At 64.4% G+C, this 14,146-nt stretch carries 13 protein-coding genes; 2 read left to right on the top strand and 11 right to left on the bottom strand.

Annotation, left to right across the window (positions count from 1 at the left end):
- Nucleotides 1–28: 28 nt before the first annotated feature.
- Nucleotides 29–1,150: an ABC transporter substrate-binding protein gene (locus tag EI545_RS11120; protein WP_125325542.1), complete on the bottom strand. Its 1,122-nt coding sequence runs from the start codon at nucleotides 1,148–1,150 to the stop codon at nucleotides 29–31.
- A gap of 271 nt (nucleotides 1,151–1,421) precedes the next feature.
- Here EI545_RS11120 and EI545_RS11115 point away from each other — a divergent pair, with 271 nt between their 5' ends.
- The gene (locus EI545_RS11115) at nucleotides 1,422–2,456 is read left to right on the top strand and encodes a LacI family DNA-binding transcriptional regulator (RefSeq protein WP_125325541.1); all 1,035 of its coding nucleotides are present in this window, start codon (nucleotides 1,422–1,424) and stop codon (nucleotides 2,454–2,456) included.
- A 2-nt stretch (nucleotides 2,457–2,458) separates the two neighbouring features.
- Here EI545_RS11115 and EI545_RS11110 read toward each other — a convergent pair whose 3' ends face one another.
- The 6 genes from EI545_RS11110 to EI545_RS11085 all read right to left on the bottom strand — a co-directional run bounded on the left by EI545_RS11110 (nucleotide 2,459) and on the right by EI545_RS11085 (nucleotide 9,206).
- The gene (locus EI545_RS11110; RefSeq protein WP_125325540.1) at nucleotides 2,459–3,568 is read right to left on the bottom strand and encodes a Gfo/Idh/MocA family protein; all 1,110 of its coding nucleotides are present in this window, start codon (nucleotides 3,566–3,568) and stop codon (nucleotides 2,459–2,461) included.
- Complete coding sequence (locus EI545_RS11105; protein ID WP_125325539.1) at nucleotides 3,565–4,638, bottom strand: Gfo/Idh/MocA family protein; 1,074 nt, start codon at nucleotides 4,636–4,638, stop codon at nucleotides 3,565–3,567. The genes EI545_RS11110 and EI545_RS11105 overlap by 4 nt, the downstream gene beginning before the upstream one ends.
- 10 nt (nucleotides 4,639–4,648) lie before the next feature.
- Nucleotides 4,649–5,626 (bottom strand): ABC transporter permease, encoded by a 978-nt coding sequence (locus tag EI545_RS11100; RefSeq protein WP_125325538.1) that lies wholly within the window; start codon nucleotides 5,624–5,626, stop codon nucleotides 4,649–4,651.
- A 103-nt stretch (nucleotides 5,627–5,729) separates the two neighbouring features.
- Nucleotides 5,730–6,608, bottom strand: a complete 879-nt coding sequence (locus EI545_RS11095; RefSeq protein WP_245989953.1) for an ABC transporter permease — start codon at nucleotides 6,606–6,608, stop codon at nucleotides 5,730–5,732.
- Nucleotides 6,605–8,089 carry a sugar ABC transporter ATP-binding protein gene (locus tag EI545_RS11090; protein ID WP_245989952.1) on the bottom strand — a complete coding sequence of 495 codons (1,485 nt, stop codon included), beginning with the start codon at nucleotides 8,087–8,089 and terminating at the stop codon, nucleotides 6,605–6,607. The genes EI545_RS11095 and EI545_RS11090 overlap by 4 nt, the downstream gene beginning before the upstream one ends.
- A 100-nt stretch (nucleotides 8,090–8,189) precedes the next feature.
- Nucleotides 8,190–9,206, bottom strand: a complete 1,017-nt coding sequence (locus tag EI545_RS11085; RefSeq protein ID WP_125325536.1) for a substrate-binding domain-containing protein — start codon at nucleotides 9,204–9,206, stop codon at nucleotides 8,190–8,192.
- Nucleotides 9,207–9,401: 195 nt separating this feature from the next.
- On the opposite strand from EI545_RS11085, the gene EI545_RS11080 reads away from it, so the two are divergent.
- Nucleotides 9,402–10,406 carry a LacI family DNA-binding transcriptional regulator gene (locus EI545_RS11080; protein WP_125325535.1) on the top strand — a complete coding sequence of 335 codons (1,005 nt, stop codon included), beginning with the start codon at nucleotides 9,402–9,404 and terminating at the stop codon, nucleotides 10,404–10,406.
- A gap of 35 nt (nucleotides 10,407–10,441) precedes the next feature.
- Here the strand turns inward: EI545_RS11080 and EI545_RS11075 are convergent, their stop codons facing one another.
- From EI545_RS11075 to EI545_RS11060, 4 genes are read right to left on the bottom strand one after another with little or no spacing between them, the layout of a single operon-like run.
- Nucleotides 10,442–11,356: a sugar phosphate isomerase/epimerase family protein gene (locus EI545_RS11075; protein WP_125325534.1), complete on the bottom strand. Its 915-nt coding sequence runs from the start codon at nucleotides 11,354–11,356 to the stop codon at nucleotides 10,442–10,444.
- On the bottom strand, nucleotides 11,356–12,504 hold the full coding sequence (locus EI545_RS11070) for a Gfo/Idh/MocA family protein (protein WP_125325533.1): 1,149 nt from the start codon (nucleotides 12,502–12,504) through the stop codon (nucleotides 11,356–11,358). Before EI545_RS11070 ends, EI545_RS11075 begins: the two co-directional genes overlap by 1 nt.
- Nucleotides 12,497–13,222 (bottom strand): SDR family NAD(P)-dependent oxidoreductase, encoded by a 726-nt coding sequence (locus EI545_RS11065; RefSeq protein ID WP_216842437.1) that lies wholly within the window; start codon nucleotides 13,220–13,222, stop codon nucleotides 12,497–12,499. The genes EI545_RS11070 and EI545_RS11065 overlap by 8 nt, the downstream gene beginning before the upstream one ends.
- Nucleotides 13,219–14,145, bottom strand: coding sequence for a MurR/RpiR family transcriptional regulator (locus EI545_RS11060; RefSeq protein WP_164517271.1), 927 nt, complete (start codon nucleotides 14,143–14,145; stop codon nucleotides 13,219–13,221). The genes EI545_RS11065 and EI545_RS11060 overlap by 4 nt, the downstream gene beginning before the upstream one ends.
- Nucleotide 14,146 lies beyond the last annotated feature (1 nt).

Below are 14,146 nucleotides of genomic sequence, written 5' to 3'. Positions count from 1 at the left end.
CCACACAGCGATCGGGGGATTTCATTCCCTAGAACCCAAGCTTGATCTGTTCCCAAGTCTCGGTCATCCGCCGATCCCACTCAGCCGTCTGTGGAATGCCGAAATGGCCAGCCTGAAGGGTATCCACGGGGTTGCGGGACAGGCCAAGCACGGCAAGTTCCTCGTCCGAGAAGCCTGCAAACGCCTTGCGATTGACCCCGCCATAGCCGTAGTCACGCATGTTGAAGACAGCCGCCGCTTCGCTGATCAGCGAATCCAGAACGTCATAGGCGCTGTCGATCTTCGGCGCCTGCGCATGCAGCATCATTCCGCAAACCCAGGTCAGCGCCCCCTCTTTGGGCCGCGCAAACTTGACCGGCACGCCTTGGGCCGACAGGCTTACAACGGAACTGTTCCACGCCATTGATGCGACAATCTCGCCAGCCGCCAGCGCCGTATCCAGCGAGGTCGTGTCGTCGGTATACATCCGGATCAGGGGCCGTTGTTCGCGCAACACGGCAGAGATCTTTTCGAAGGCCATGTCGGTGTTGATCTGGTCAAAGGGAACGCCCGCCTTGATCGCCGCGCACCACCACACGTCACCCCCGGCACCAAGGCTGCCCAGCCGACCGGCGTGACGGGCATCCCACAGCATGTCCCAGCTTTCTTCGCCCTGCAGATCAAACAGATCCGTCCGATAGGCAATCGAGGTCTGGCCCCATTCGAAAGGCACCATCCAAGGCATGCCGTCTTTCAGGTTATAGGGAACATTCCACAGTTCGGGGATCATGTCGGCCCAGTTCGACAAGCGTGACGTGTCGACCGGCTGGAACAGTCCCGTACTCGACCAGCGCGGCACGTCTGACAGGCACGGATGCGCAATGTCGGCGACAAAGCCGGAAGACAGCTTGTTCAAAGCCTCTTCTACCGACCCGAAAGTGACAAAATTCGGCAGTTCACCCCGCTTGGCGACGTATTCGTCGAAATAGTCGGGAATGTCGAAACCGCCCCAAGTGAAGTAGGTCGCGTGATCCTCGGCTGCGGCCTGCGCGCGGCGGGGCAGCATTGGAACGGTCACCAGACTGATCCCGCTGGCAAACAAGGACCGGCCAAAGGCACGGCGGCTAAGTTTCCCCTCACGGAGGGCACCGAGTTGGTCGAGCACGTCCATACTGTGGTCTCTCCGCTGATGTGGGTGGAACGCTGATCCGGGGGAGGCACTACAAGGGAAATTCACTGAACAAGTATTCAATCAAAGTGAGCAGCGAATCGGCTACAAGTCAAGCAATCCTTGTCGGGGTGTCGATGACAGCCGAAACCTGGGTCCGGCCCGCCCGAAGCGGCAAAAAGGGAACGCCCGACTTGGGTTGATTGCTTTGCATCAACGAAACTGATGTGTTGTCCCTCACCAAAAGCGTTCAAGCCGCCTTCAGGGACCGTCGATGCGCAAAGCCACAATCACGGACATTGCCGCCTTGGCCAAGGTGTCCACCGCCACGGTGGACAGGGTGCTGAACGGACGGCCCGGGGTATCAGCGGCCAATCGGCAGCGCGTCAATTCCGCCGCAAAGTCATTGGGCTACCTGCCGTCAGAGGACAAAGTCACCCTACCCTCGCGCCCGGCGCATCTTGAGTTTTTCATTCCCCTTGGCCGCAGCGAATTCATGCACAATCTTGCCGCGACAATCCGTGATTTCGCAGCGGACCTGCCGCTGGTTGCCTCATGCACCATCCATCCGATTGATGGGCTCATGCCCGAGAATCTGGTTCGGGCCTTGGAAAAGACCGCGCTCAGAACCAACGGCGTCGGGTTGATTACCGTGGACCATCCGATCACCCGGAATGCCATTCGGCAACTGGCCGAGTCGGGGGTTCGGGTGATCACCATCGCGTCGGATGTGCTGTCTTCCCCCCGCGCGGCCTATGTTGGTGTGGACAACCGTGTGGCGGGCCGGACGGCGGGACTGGTCATGGGACGGATGGCCGGCATCAGGGCGGGGGGCAGCCCCGCGCCGCTGGCGCTGTTTCTGGGCACCCGCGCCTATCATGGGCATGAGGAACGCGAGAACGGCTTTCGCGCCGTGATCACCGAGCAGTTTCCCCACCTGCACCTCTTGCCCGCAATCAAGACCGACGAAGACAGCGTCACAGCCCAGGCTGCCACGGCCCGGCTTTTGCGCACCCATCCCGATATCGTAGGGATCTATTGCGTCGGGGCAGGTCGGTCAGGCATTGCCCGCGCGCTGGCTGACCATGGCAGCACCCGCCCCTTCGTGATCTTTCACGACCTTACCAACGTCACCAGACGCCTTCTGGCAGAAGACAGGATCGATGTGGTGATTGACCAGAACGCGCGGCTGACGGGGGAACAAGCCGTGATCCAGCTCTTGGGCTCAATCGCATCAACCGCCCCGTTCTTGACGCTGAAGTACATCGAGCCCCGCATCATCCTGCGCGAAAACATCCCGGTGAAGTAACGCTACAAGTCCAAAGCGCGGACGGAACCGACGTCCACCTCTCGCCCTGTGCGGCGCGACCGAATGGCGGCGAAGGCAAGCGCAAGGCTGTGCAGGTTTTCCGCAGCACCATTGGCGGGTTCGGCGTCATCCTCGATCGCCACAAGAAGCGCGCCCATCGCACCGCGAAAGCCATCGTTGAACCAACTTCCCTGCAGCGCGGGACGGGCAGTGCCTGCCGATGTGGTCAAGGTCACCTGTTGCTGGCCAAGGTCCGGCCCCTCGCTGCGAAGAGACCCTTCGGTCCCGGCGACATAGGTTGTGTCACGCGGTCCGTGTGGCGCACCACCGTCGAAGACAAGCGAGGCCTGCCCCCGGTCCATCCGCACCAGAACCTGCGCCATCAGCGGCGCCTGCGCATTCTGGCCCGGGGCCGGAGCAGCCATGGCGACAACGCTTTTCGGTCGGTCGCCAAGGATACTGTGCAGAAAGTCAAACCAGTGGATGCCGAAATCATACAGGATCACGTCCTCGATCCGCTCAAACGGAGTGCCCGCGATCCAGCCATGGTTCCAGTGGACAGCGCAATGGGCGCTGACCACATCGCCGATGATCCCGGCCCGCACCGCCTCGCGCATGTAGGCCATATGTGGCGACCAGCGGCCGTTCTGGTTCACCGCCAGCTTCACACCCTTGTCGCGGGCCAGGGCCACCAGCCGACTGCCCTGTTCAAGATCAAGCACAAAAGGCTTTTGCGACAGGACATGCTTGCCCGCCTTCAGCGCCGCCTCAAGGATCGGCAGACGGTCGGCGGGGTGGGGCGTGATGTCGACAACGTCGATGGAGGGGTCGGTCAGGATATCCTCAACCCGGTCGGTCACCCGCGCCTTGGGGGCAAACTCTGCCGCGCGGGCTTCGGCCCGGGGCAAGCTGCGGTTGCAGATCGCCGCCACCTCCCACCCCGCCGTTCGGTAGGCGTCAAGATGGGCCGAGGCGATGCCTCCCGCGCCGATCAGGCCGATGCGCGGGCGATAACTGCGCGGGCCGGGGGGCTGCCACGGCAAGTCGGGCGCGGCAACTTCGGCAAGGGCCGAACTGCGCAGGGCGTAGGTGTCGGCGTCAGGCTCGCTCATGGCACCAGCGGCAGGGTGCGCTTTTCGCGGGCGGATTGCGCGGCGGTATCCACGATGCGCTGGCCGATCAGGCTTATGGCGGGGTCAAGCGGGCCGGTCAAAGCCTCACCCCGAGAGATGCAGCCAAGGACGTACTCGATGGCGTTGGTCTGGCCCGGGGGCAGAGGGTCGGACGGGATATGGTGCGGCTCTGGCTGCGCCCGCGTCTGCACGGTCAGGTGGTCGGCATAATCCCAGCTGGCGATGGTGCCTTCGGTTCCAACAAACACAAAGCCGCACTTCGGCTGCGGCTGGATCATCCAGGGGTCGCTGAAGGTGCCCCAGCGGGTTTCCATCTTCGACAGACCGCTGGCATAACGGCAGATGGTGATCGAATGCTGATCAACCTCGATCCCCGGCGTTTCGTCGATGACCGAGGTCACCTCCAGCGGGGCTTCGCCGTTTCTGTACCAGGTGCCAAGCGTCGCGCCATAGCCAAGGTAGTCCAGCAGACTGCCACCCCCGGACGCACGCTTGTACCACCATGAGGTCGGCTTCTGCCGCTCCACCTCCTCGCGGGTAACTTCCACCTTGTCGGCAAGGTGGTAAAGCGGCCCGCGGTTGCCCCCATAGGAATGAATCTCGATCACATCGCCGATCATGCCCTCATCAATCAGCCGCTTGGCGGTGACATGTGACGGAACCCAGCGCAGCGGCCAGTTGACGGCCAGCAGTTTGCCCGTCGGCTGCATGGCCGCAATCATCGCGCGGGCGTCGGCAACCGTGGCGGCGAAGGGTTTTTCGACAAACACATGAACACCATGCGCGGCCAGCATCTTAGTATAGCGGGCATGGTCGGCGGTGGCGGCACAAAGGATGGCAAGGTCGGGCTTGACTGCCATACAGGCATCGAAGTCGGTGAAGATGCGATCTTGGGGAATTGCGAACTCGGCCACCGCTCGGTCCATCGTGCTGCGGTCGGGGTCGAATATGCCCGCAATCTCGGCGTCGGGGTGGTCATGCACAAGGCGCAGAAGGTCGCCCATATGCATGTGGTCAAAACTGATGCCGACAACGCGGAACTTGGCCATGTCTTCCCCCTTAACTGCGGTCGGTCAGGCGGATGTAAAGCGCCGTGACGGCCAGAATGATCGCGCCATACAGGATGCGCCGCCCGCCCTCGGGCATTTGCAGCAGCGTCAACATGGTAGCCAGCACGGTCAGGATCAGCGCCCCAAGGATCGTGCCGCCATAGCCGCCGCGCCCGCCAAAGATCGACGTGCCGCCAATGACCGCCGCCGCGACCGAGGGCAGGTCCAGCGGCAGCGCGAGTGACAGCGAGGCGGTCTTGACCATGCCCAGATACAAAAGCCCGCTCAGCCCCGCGATGATCCCCGACAGCGAATACAGCGCCAGATGCACTTGCCAGACCCGCACCCCCGACAGACGCGCCGCCGCCTCGTTCGATCCGATGGCGTAGAGCAGGCGGCCAAAGCCGGTGCGGCGCTGAACCCAAAGGATCAACACGGCAAAGGGGATGAACAGAAACAGGCCGTTCGGAAGACCCCAGGTCCGGCCCGTGCCAAGCCAGACCAGCACCTCGGGGTAGATCGTCCCGGTCGAGATGACCGACCGTTGATAGACCAGCAAGCAACCGGTCGCGATCAGCCCGGTGCCCAGCGTCATGATCAGGGGATGCACCCGGGCAAAGGCGATACCGATGCCGTTGACCACACCAATGGCCAGCGCGCAGGCCATGGCGATGCCGATTGCACTGGGTGCGCCGATCAGGGGGGTTGCGGTGGCCGTGACATAGGCCGCGATTGTGGCGGCGGTGCCGACCGACAGGTCGATGCCGCCGGTCAGCATCGTCAGGGTCTGGCACGCCGCCAGCATCGCCAGCGGAATTGCGATCTTCAGCGTGTTGCCGACCCAGAACATGCTCAGGATCGCGGGATTGAGGATGGCCAGCACCGCGATCAGCGCCAGCAGGATCAGCGTCAGCGGGATCAGCGGCGTGTCTACCATCAGCCGCCCAAGCCGGGCCAGAACGGGGGTGTTGGTTGTGGTCGTCGTCATGCCCTGCGCCCCCGCGTTGCCAGCACCGCCCCGAACATCACGACGACGACCATGATTGTGCCCTCGACAATGGCGGCCACGTTGGGGTCGACCGACAGCAGGGTCAGGTCCATCCGCACCAGCCGCAGAACCAGCACGGCCAGGATCGGGCCAAGGATCGTGCCGCGCCCGCCACCAAGCACGACACCCCAAGGACAACCGCCGCAACCGAAGCCAGAAGGTACGGCCCCGGGATCGGCTCACCAATGCCGGTGGCCATGGTCACCGCCAACCCGCCAAGGGCTGCGAACAGCCCGCAAACCGCGTAAGCCGCGATCCGCACCGGGCCGACAGGAACGCCCGACCGGTAGGCCGCCTGCGGGTCGGACCCGACGGCGTAGAACATCAGGCCCAGCTTGCTGCGCCGGATTGGCCACCAGATCGCCGCCACCACCACAGCCAGAAACACGAAGCCGCGCGGCATCCACTCGGTCAGGCCCGCAGGTACTCCGGGTAGCGTGACGCCGCCCACGATCAGCGCCCGCAGCCATGGGGACGCCCCGCCACCCGGCGCGTTCAGGATCAACAGGGCCACACCTTGCCAGACGAACAGCATGGCCAGCGTGACCACGATGTCAGGGACCCGTGTCACCACGATCAACGCCCCATTCAGCGCGCCCATCGCAAGCCCAACCGCTAGCACGGCAACAACGGCAAGGACCGCCTGCCCCGCGTCAGGGTCGGCTCCCGCCCCATCCATCAGCACGGCCGCCGTAACACTGGCGACAGCCATCATCGCAGCAATCGAGAGGTCAATCCCACCCGCGATGACCACAACCGCCATGCCAACCGTCGCCAGCGCAAAGGGCAAGGCCGAGCGCGCCAGATTGTCCAGTCCGGAAGCCCCGAAATCCGGCTGGATCACCTTGGTGACCAGCAACAGGATCACCAGCAACCCCGCCAGTCCGGCGGTCCAGGCATTTGCCGCAATCACCCGCGTCATGCGACGGCCCCCGCTGCTTCTGGCGTCTTTTCGGTCAGGCCATAGGCCGCGCGCATCAACGTCGGCTCATCGGCATCGGCGGCGTCCATCACATCGACCACCCGACCATTGAAGATCACCACCGCCCGGTCACAGGCCAGCCGAACCTCGGCGAGTTCCGAGGTATAGTACAGCACCGCAGCCCCCTGATCCGCCAGATCGCGGACCAGCGCATAGATCTGCCGCTTGGTGCGGATGTCGATGCCCCGGGTAGGGTCAAACAGCAGCAGCGTCTGCACCCCTTTTGCAATCCAGCGCGCAATGGTCACCTTTTGCTGGTTGCCGCCGGACAGCCGCCGCACCTCACCCTGCGCGCGGGTGTCGATCTGCAGCCGCTCGATGGCGGCCCCCACGCGGGTCTGCTCCTCCCGCATCGAGATACCGCCCCAATTGGCAAACCGGGCAAGAAGCGGAAGTGCTATGTTTTCCCGCACCGACCGCTGCATCAAAAGCGCATGCGCCCGGTCACCCGGCACAAGGGTCAGCCCCGCAGCAATGGCATCGGCGGGGTGGGCAAAGGTCATCGGCTTGCCATCCACCTCGACCGTGCCGGCCGTGGCGCGGCGGTTCCCGGCAAGGACGTCAAACAGTTCGTCCTGCCCCTGTCCTTCCAGTGCGACGACGCCCAGCACCTCTCCCGGCCGCAGATCAAGCGAGACATTTGTCAACCGCGTGCCGGTGGCAAGGCCACGCACCTTCAGGCGCGGGGTGCCCTGCGAAGATGACCGTGAAGCGTTCCGCGTTGCTGCAGCCGCAGCCACACCCGCGCCCAGCATCATCTCGACAATCCGGTCCTCGATCCCGGGCTCGATGGCAAGATCGCCCACGGTCAGCCCGTCGCGCAAGACGGTGGCGCGGTCGCAGATCGCGGCAATTTCGGTAAAGCGGTGGGAAATGTAGATGACCGACCGCCCGGCATTAGCCTGCGCCCGCACGACCGAAAGCACACGGTCGACCAGATTGGTCGGCAGGGCGGCAGTCATCTCGTCAAGCAGCAGAACGTCCGGTTCAACGGCCAGCGCGCGGGCAAGGTCAACGATCCGCAACGCGGCAAGCGGCAAGGACCGGATCATCGCATCCTGGCGCAAGTCTGGCAGGCCAAGTTCGGACACCCAATGGCGAAAGCGGTCAACAGGGGTGTCGCCCAGCCGCAGATTGTCAGCCACCGACAGATCGGGGATCAGTGACGGTTCCTGATAGACCGGCACAAGGCCAGACCGCCGCGCCCCGGCTGGCGAGGCGACGGTGCTATCCTGCCCCCGGATGCGGACCTGGCCCGCGTCTGGCTTCAACGCTCCGGTCAGGATCTTCACGAAGGTGGATTTTCCCGCGCCATTGGCCCCCATCAGCGCCACGATCTGCCCGGGTGCCACCAGAAGCGAGGCATCGCGCAGCGCAACCACCGCGCCAAAATTCTTGGCGACGCCGCGCGCATCAAGCATGGCCGCAGGGGACGCGGGGGCTGGGGTCATGGCAAGGCTTTCCTGTGCGAAAATGGCCCCCGAAGCTTGTCCGGGGGCCGTCTGGGTCAGGTGGGCAGGATCACTCGCCCGGGCCTTTGCAGGCGATGATCTGATCCATCGTGTAGGTGGTCCAGCCGTCAATCGACACCGAAACCGGCCATTCCGGCGACAGGTTCGGGTTTGCGGCTGCGGCGAGGTTCGCCTTGCCTTCTTCGGTCACGTTCTCCCAAAGCGCGGGGTCGACGAGCACGGTTTTCTCGGCCGGCATCTGCCCGTCAAGGATCTGGATCGCCAGCGCCACGCCAGCGCCGCCAACCGACCCGGGGTTGGTGACGGCAGCACCTTGCAGACCTTCGACCGACGACAGCTGGCCGACAAAGCCCGCGTTGTCGGCACCCACGATCGGCACCAGCGGCGCGCCGGATTCGACAAAGGCATCCACGATCACGTTGTCGATCCCGCTGGTCCACACGCCCTGGAACGGCACGCCGGCGGCGATGATGTCATTGATCTGCTGCTTGCCCTGGTCTTGCTGCCAGCCGGTGAAGACTTCCTGAGCGATGGTGATGTTCGGGAATTCGGCCATCGCGCGCTTGAAGCCCACGTCGCGGTCATTGTCCGCGCCAGCACCAGCGGCACCGCGCATGTAGACGACGGCGCCTTCGCCACCCATGGTTTCAAACAGCCACTTGGCGCCAAGGTAGGCATATTGCTCCTGGTTGTTCGACAGGATGTAGGCCGAAGGTTCCGTCACGGCCTGGTCAACGGCAACGACAACGATGCCCGCATCCGTGGCTTCCTTGATCGCCGAGTTGATCCCTTCGCTGTTCGACGGGTTCACCACGATGGCTTGCACACCGGCCTGGATCAGGTTGCGGATGTCTTCCAGCTGGCCAGCCGCGTCAGTGTTGCGGTGGGCGATGTTCAGGCTTTCGACCTTGCCGGAGGCAAGGGCTTCGGCCTTCATGGCGCAGACCATCTGCTCGCGCCAGCCATTGCCCTGCACGGTGTTCGAGATGCCGATCTTGTAACCTTCGGCGGCGGCCATCCCGGCAAAGCCCATGGCCATGGCGGTTCCAAGCAACAGTCTTTTCATGGTGATCCTCCCAGATCGTTTGCAGTCGTTCACGTCATCCTGCGCCCGCTTCGCCACGGGCGGCCTTCTGCGCTTTCACCGTTGGCGAGGCGCTTTTTCTTTGATGTAATCCTTTTCATCGAATATGTAAAGCTTTACACGGGCAGGTGAGAGGGAAACTATACACCCGATCTGCCACCAAGGAACCCAGCCGACATGAGCCGCCCGACCATCGAGGATGTTGCCCGGATCGCCGGCGTTTCGATCGCTACGGTCAGCCGCTGCCTGCACATGCCGGACGTCGTGGCCGTCAAAACGCGCGAGCGGGTGCTGAGCGCGGTGCGGCAGACCGGGTACAACCTGAACGCGGCGGCGCAGTCCCTGCGGCAGCGCCGGTCCAATACCGTGCTGGTCGTGGTGCCGGACATCGGGAACACGTTCTTCTCTGAGATTCTGGGCGGGATCGAGGCCGAAGCTTCGGCCGCCGGGCTGACCATGCTGATCGGCGATACCGGGCGCATCAAGGCGCGCGAGGATGCCTATGTGCGCTATCTGCTGAACGGGCGGGCCGATGGGGCGTTGCTGCTGGCCGATCCACAGGCGGCGTGGTTCGACATTCCCACGCGCAACGCTGTGGGTCTGCCGCCCATCGTGACAATTTCCGAGGTGGGGCCGGACAGCGGGCCGGTCACCGTGTCCATCAACAACGAGGCGGCGGCGGCAGCGGCGGTGGGCCATCTGATCGCCCAGGGACATCGCCGGATTGCCCATGTCGCCGGGCCGGTAAGCAACGTACTGACCGAACAGCGCCTGCGCGGTTATCGCCGTGCGCTGCGCGAGGCGGGGCTGACACTGGACCCGGGGCTGGAATTCCCGGGCGACTTCGGCCTTGCCAGCGGGCGCGCGGCGTTCGAGCGGTTTCAGGCGCTCGATCCACACCCCAGCGCGCTGTTCTTTGCCAATGACGAGATGGCGATGGGGTTTCTGGCGTCCGCCTATGCGGCAGGGGTCCGGGTGCCGCGCGATGTGTCGGTCGTCGGCTTCGACGACATCCACTTTGCCCAATCCTGCATTCCGGCGCTGACCACAATCCGCCAGCCCCGCGCCGAGATGGGGGCCACCGCCATGCGGCTGTTGCTGGAGATCATCGGTGGCGCGGCCCCAGCCTCGGTACAGCTGCCCTACGAGCTGGTGATCCGCGACAGCACCACCCGCGCCTGAGGCGCGCGTCCAAGGCGTGCTGGCGCGGTACGGGATCATTTGATGAAGGGCGAAAGGATATCGCGCGCCAGTGCAAAGCCGCGCTTGACCTTGTCGTCGCTGCCTTCGAAATCCCGGTCTTCGTGTTCGATGATGACCGGCCCATCGTATCCGGCGCGGTAGAGGCCCGCGAAGAAGCCTGGCCAATCCACCTCACCCAGACCCGGCATCCTTGGCACCTGCCAGCCCATCCCGGCCGACAGGATGCCGTGGTCATAAAGGCCGTCCCGGTCGATCATCAGGTCCTTGGCGTGGACATGCACCATGCGGGGGCCGAATTCGCGCACGAACCGGGCGGCGTCGATCATCTGCCAGACAAGGTGGGACGGGTCATAGTTCATGCCGACCGCGTCGCCCCAGGTTTCGAAGATCCGGCGCCAGACGATCGGCGAATAGGCGATGTTATGCCCGCCCGGCCATTCATCATGCGAAAAGATCATCGGGCAGTTTTCAAACGCCAGCGTCACACCATTGGCCTGCGCATGGGCGACGATGGGGGCAAAGATTTCCGTGGCTCGGGTCCAGTTCTGGTCAACCGTCAGGGTCCGGTCGCCGCCGAGGAATGTGTTGACGACCTTGACGCCCATCATCCCGGCTGCCGTGATGACGCGGTTCAGGTGGGCGATCACCGCCTCGCGGTGGGCAGCATCGGCGTGCAGGGGGTTGGGATAGTAGCCTAGGCCCGACACGGTAAGCCCCTTTGCCGCAAGCATCCCCATGATCTCACCGCCGCGCGCGGGGGTCATGTCTTCGATCGGCAGGTGGGCGGTGCCGGCATAGCGGCGCTTTTCGCCCCCGGCAGCAGGCCAGCAGGCGATCTCCAACGCATGAAACCCGGCGCTTGCCGCGTAATCGGCAACGCCTTCAAGCGGAGTGTCGGCAAACGGTGCGGTCAGAATACCCAGTTGCATCAGTTGCCCCCCGCAATGTTGACCCAAGTGCCCTGTGCGGCGCTTTCCAGAACGGCGTCGCAGAACAGCATTTCATAATGCCCGTCCTCGAACGAGGCCCATGTGGACTGGGGACCCCTGCTGCCCCGGGCAACATCGGCGTAGACCTGGCTGAAGAACGCGGCCCAGGTGTCGGCAAAGCCTTCCGGGTGACCGCCGGGCATGCCAGAAGCCGCCGCGCCGAAGGGGTTCATCAGCGACGGATCGCGCAGAAGGATCTGGTTTGGGGCCTCCCGATGGCCGATCCACAGGTTTTCCGGCGCTTCCGCGCTCCACGCGGCCGAGGCTTTGGAGCCGGAAATGTCCCAGGTCAGCAGACCCCGACGGCCATGGCTGATCTGGCTGGTGGTCAGCACCCCGCGCCCGCCGTTGCCATAGCGCAGCAGGATGGTCGCAGCGTCATCAGTGGCGATCTTTCGGGTTTCCGTGGCACCCGTTGCGGTGGTGAAGGTTTCCACCGGGCCAAGCGGCTTTTGCCGTTCAGGGATGAAGGTCGCAAGTTCGGCCATAACGGCCACGGGCTTTTGCCCGGTGATGAAATTGGTCAGGTCCACCCAATGCGTACCAATATCGCTGACCGACCGCAGGGGCCCACCCTCATCCGCCTCAAGCCGCCAGTTCCAGTCGGTTTCCTTGGCCAGCCAGTCCTGATGGAACTGCCCGGTGATCAGGCGCAGGTCACCCAACTCTCCTGCTGACATCATGCCATGGGCGTGCTGGTTCAGGGGGTAGAAGCGCGTGTTGTAGCAGACCGCAGCGATCTTGCCGGACGCGCGGGCAAGGGCCAGCATGTCCGCCGACTGGGCCGAGGTCATCGACAGCGGCTTTTCGCAGATCACGTGCTTTCCGGCGCCAAGGATTGCCTTGACCTGCGGGTAGTGGGCCACGTTGGGCGAGGTGACGTGGACCACCTGAACCGCCGGATCTGCCAGCAACTCGTCCAAGGAGCCGTAGGCGCGGGGCACGCCCAGCGCCTTGGCACGCTCGGCCCCCCGCGAGGGGCTGGAGCCGAGGACGCCCGCGACCGGCACCCCAAGGCGTCGCAGGGTGTTAAGGTGGACCGAGCCGATGAAGCCGGTCCCGATGACGGCAGCGCCGATGTCACGCAATGGAATACCCTCCGTCAATGGCAAGGCAGGTGCCGGTCATGAAGCCTGCAGCCTGCGAGGCAAGGAACAGGACGGGGCCTGCAATGTCTTCAGGTTCGCCCCAGCGGCCCATGGGCGTGCGCAGGTTGACGGCAGCCACATGCGCGGGGTCGGTACGGCTGCGGGCAGACTGCTGGGTGACGATGAAGCCGGGGGCGACTGCATTGACGCGAATGCCATCCCCGGCCCAGGCGATGGCCAGCGATTTGGTCAGCTGCACTACGGCAGCCTTGCTGGCGCCGTAAGCCGGGTTCCGGGGGCTGCCGAACATCGCATACATCGACGCGATGTTGACCAGCACGCCCTTGGCCGCCTTCAGCCGGGGATGAAACGCCTCGGCCGTGCGAAAGGTGCCGTGCAGGTTCACATCAACCACATGCTGGAAGAAGGCGGGGGCCATCTCCTCTCCCCGGGCGGTGATTGCGGCGCAGTTGATCAGGATGTCGAGCCTTGGCGTCGCCTCGGCCAAGGCCTGCACTGCCGTCCCATCCGTCACGTCAAGCTGCGTATAGGCAAAGCGCCCCCGATCTTCCTCGGCCGGTTCCGGTTCCGCCCCGGTGATGGCGACCGATGCGCCCGCGTCCTGGAACGCCCGGGCAATCGCGGCGCCAATCCCGGCGCGGCTGGCGCCAACGACCAGAACCTCGGCCCCGGCAAAGTCAAAGCGGGTGTGCATCATGATCTCCTCCCGCCGCCATCCTTGCCGGGTTCCCGAGTCGATGCAATGGATTTATCAGTTTCTGCGTTTTGGTTATTCTCAACCGAACCCAGCCTGCGGCCCAGCGCCACGATCAGCGTCTGCGCCACGACCATTGCCGGCACCTGGCTGCGGAAATGGCCCAGCCGCGCTTCGTTGACATAAAGGACATGGCTCGCCAGCCCGGCCACAGGGCTAAGCGCGTTGTCGGTGATCGCCAGCACCCGCAAGCCCCGGCTGGACGCAAGGCTTGCCACCTCAACCGTTTCGGGGGTGTAGTCGTCAAAGGTCATGACCAGCAATGTGTCGGCAGGCCCGATGGCCTGCACCTGCATCGCCCGCATAGCACCCAGATTGTCCACCAGATGCGCCCGGCGGCCGATGCTGCCCAGCCCGTAGACCGTATAGGCCCCAAGCCCAAAGGCCCCCCGCGCCGCCGCGACATGTACGACTTCACTTGCCGCCAGCACCTCGACAAAGGCGGTCAGCGCGTCACGGTCCAGCGCCTCTTCGATACGAAGAAGCGATTGGACAGCAGCTTGCACAAAGCTGCCGAAGACATGGCCGGGCTGGTCAAGGTCGGCATCACCGATCCCCGGTTGGGCCATCCGTTCGGCATAGGGCAGGCGCGGGCCAAGCAGACGTTCCCGGAACACCAGCTGCAGGTCGGCAAAGCCCTGAAAGCCAAGCTCTTTGGCGAAACGGGTGATCGTGGCGGGGGGCACCTGCGCCTGATCGGCAAGGCGGGTGAGCGTGGTGACCGCCACCTCCTCCGGATGGTTGAGAAAGAACTGCGCCACTTGCGCCAGCCGTTTGCTAAGGCTGCCGGACCGGGCGGCAAGATCGGCGCGCAGGGCATCAAAATCGCGGGGTGGCCTTGTGTCGCCGGGTGAATTGCCAGCCATG

It is taken from the genome of Tabrizicola piscis (assembly GCF_003940805.1).
Classification (GTDB): Bacteria; Pseudomonadota; Alphaproteobacteria; order Rhodobacterales; family Rhodobacteraceae; genus Tabrizicola; species Tabrizicola piscis.
This window is presented reverse-complemented; position numbering and strand designations above follow the sequence as displayed.

Bases quoted from the DNA above. Each gene is read 5' to 3' on its own strand.
- EI545_RS11120 (WP_125325542.1), bottom strand. From the start codon at position 1,150: ATGGACGTGCTCGACCAACTCGGTGCCCTCCGTGAGGGGAAACTTAGC.
- EI545_RS11115 (WP_125325541.1), top strand. From the start codon at position 1,422: ATGCGCAAAGCCACAATCACGGACATTGCCGCCTTGGCCAAGGTGTCC.
- EI545_RS11110 (WP_125325540.1), bottom strand. From the start codon at position 3,568: ATGAGCGAGCCTGACGCCGACACCTACGCCCTGCGCAGTTCGGCCCTT.
- EI545_RS11105 (WP_125325539.1), bottom strand. From the start codon at position 4,638: ATGGCCAAGTTCCGCGTTGTCGGCATCAGTTTTGACCACATGCATATG.
- EI545_RS11100 (WP_125325538.1), bottom strand. From the start codon at position 5,626: ATGACGACGACCACAACCAACACCCCCGTTCTGGCCCGGCTTGGGCGG.
- EI545_RS11095 (WP_245989953.1), bottom strand. From the start codon at position 6,608: ATGACGCGGGTGATTGCGGCAAATGCCTGGACCGCCGGACTGGCGGGG.
- EI545_RS11090 (WP_245989952.1), bottom strand. From the start codon at position 8,089: ATGCTTGATGCGCGCGGCGTCGCCAAGAATTTTGGCGCGGTGGTTGCG.
- EI545_RS11085 (WP_125325536.1), bottom strand. From the start codon at position 9,206: ATGAAAAGACTGTTGCTTGGAACCGCCATGGCCATGGGCTTTGCCGGG.
- EI545_RS11080 (WP_125325535.1), top strand. From the start codon at position 9,402: ATGAGCCGCCCGACCATCGAGGATGTTGCCCGGATCGCCGGCGTTTCG.
- EI545_RS11075 (WP_125325534.1), bottom strand. From the start codon at position 11,356: ATGCAACTGGGTATTCTGACCGCACCGTTTGCCGACACTCCGCTTGAA.
- EI545_RS11065 (WP_216842437.1), bottom strand. From the start codon at position 13,222: ATGATGCACACCCGCTTTGACTTTGCCGGGGCCGAGGTTCTGGTCGTT.
- EI545_RS11060 (WP_164517271.1), bottom strand. From the start codon at position 14,145: ATGGCTGGCAATTCACCCGGCGACACAAGGCCACCCCGCGATTTTGAT.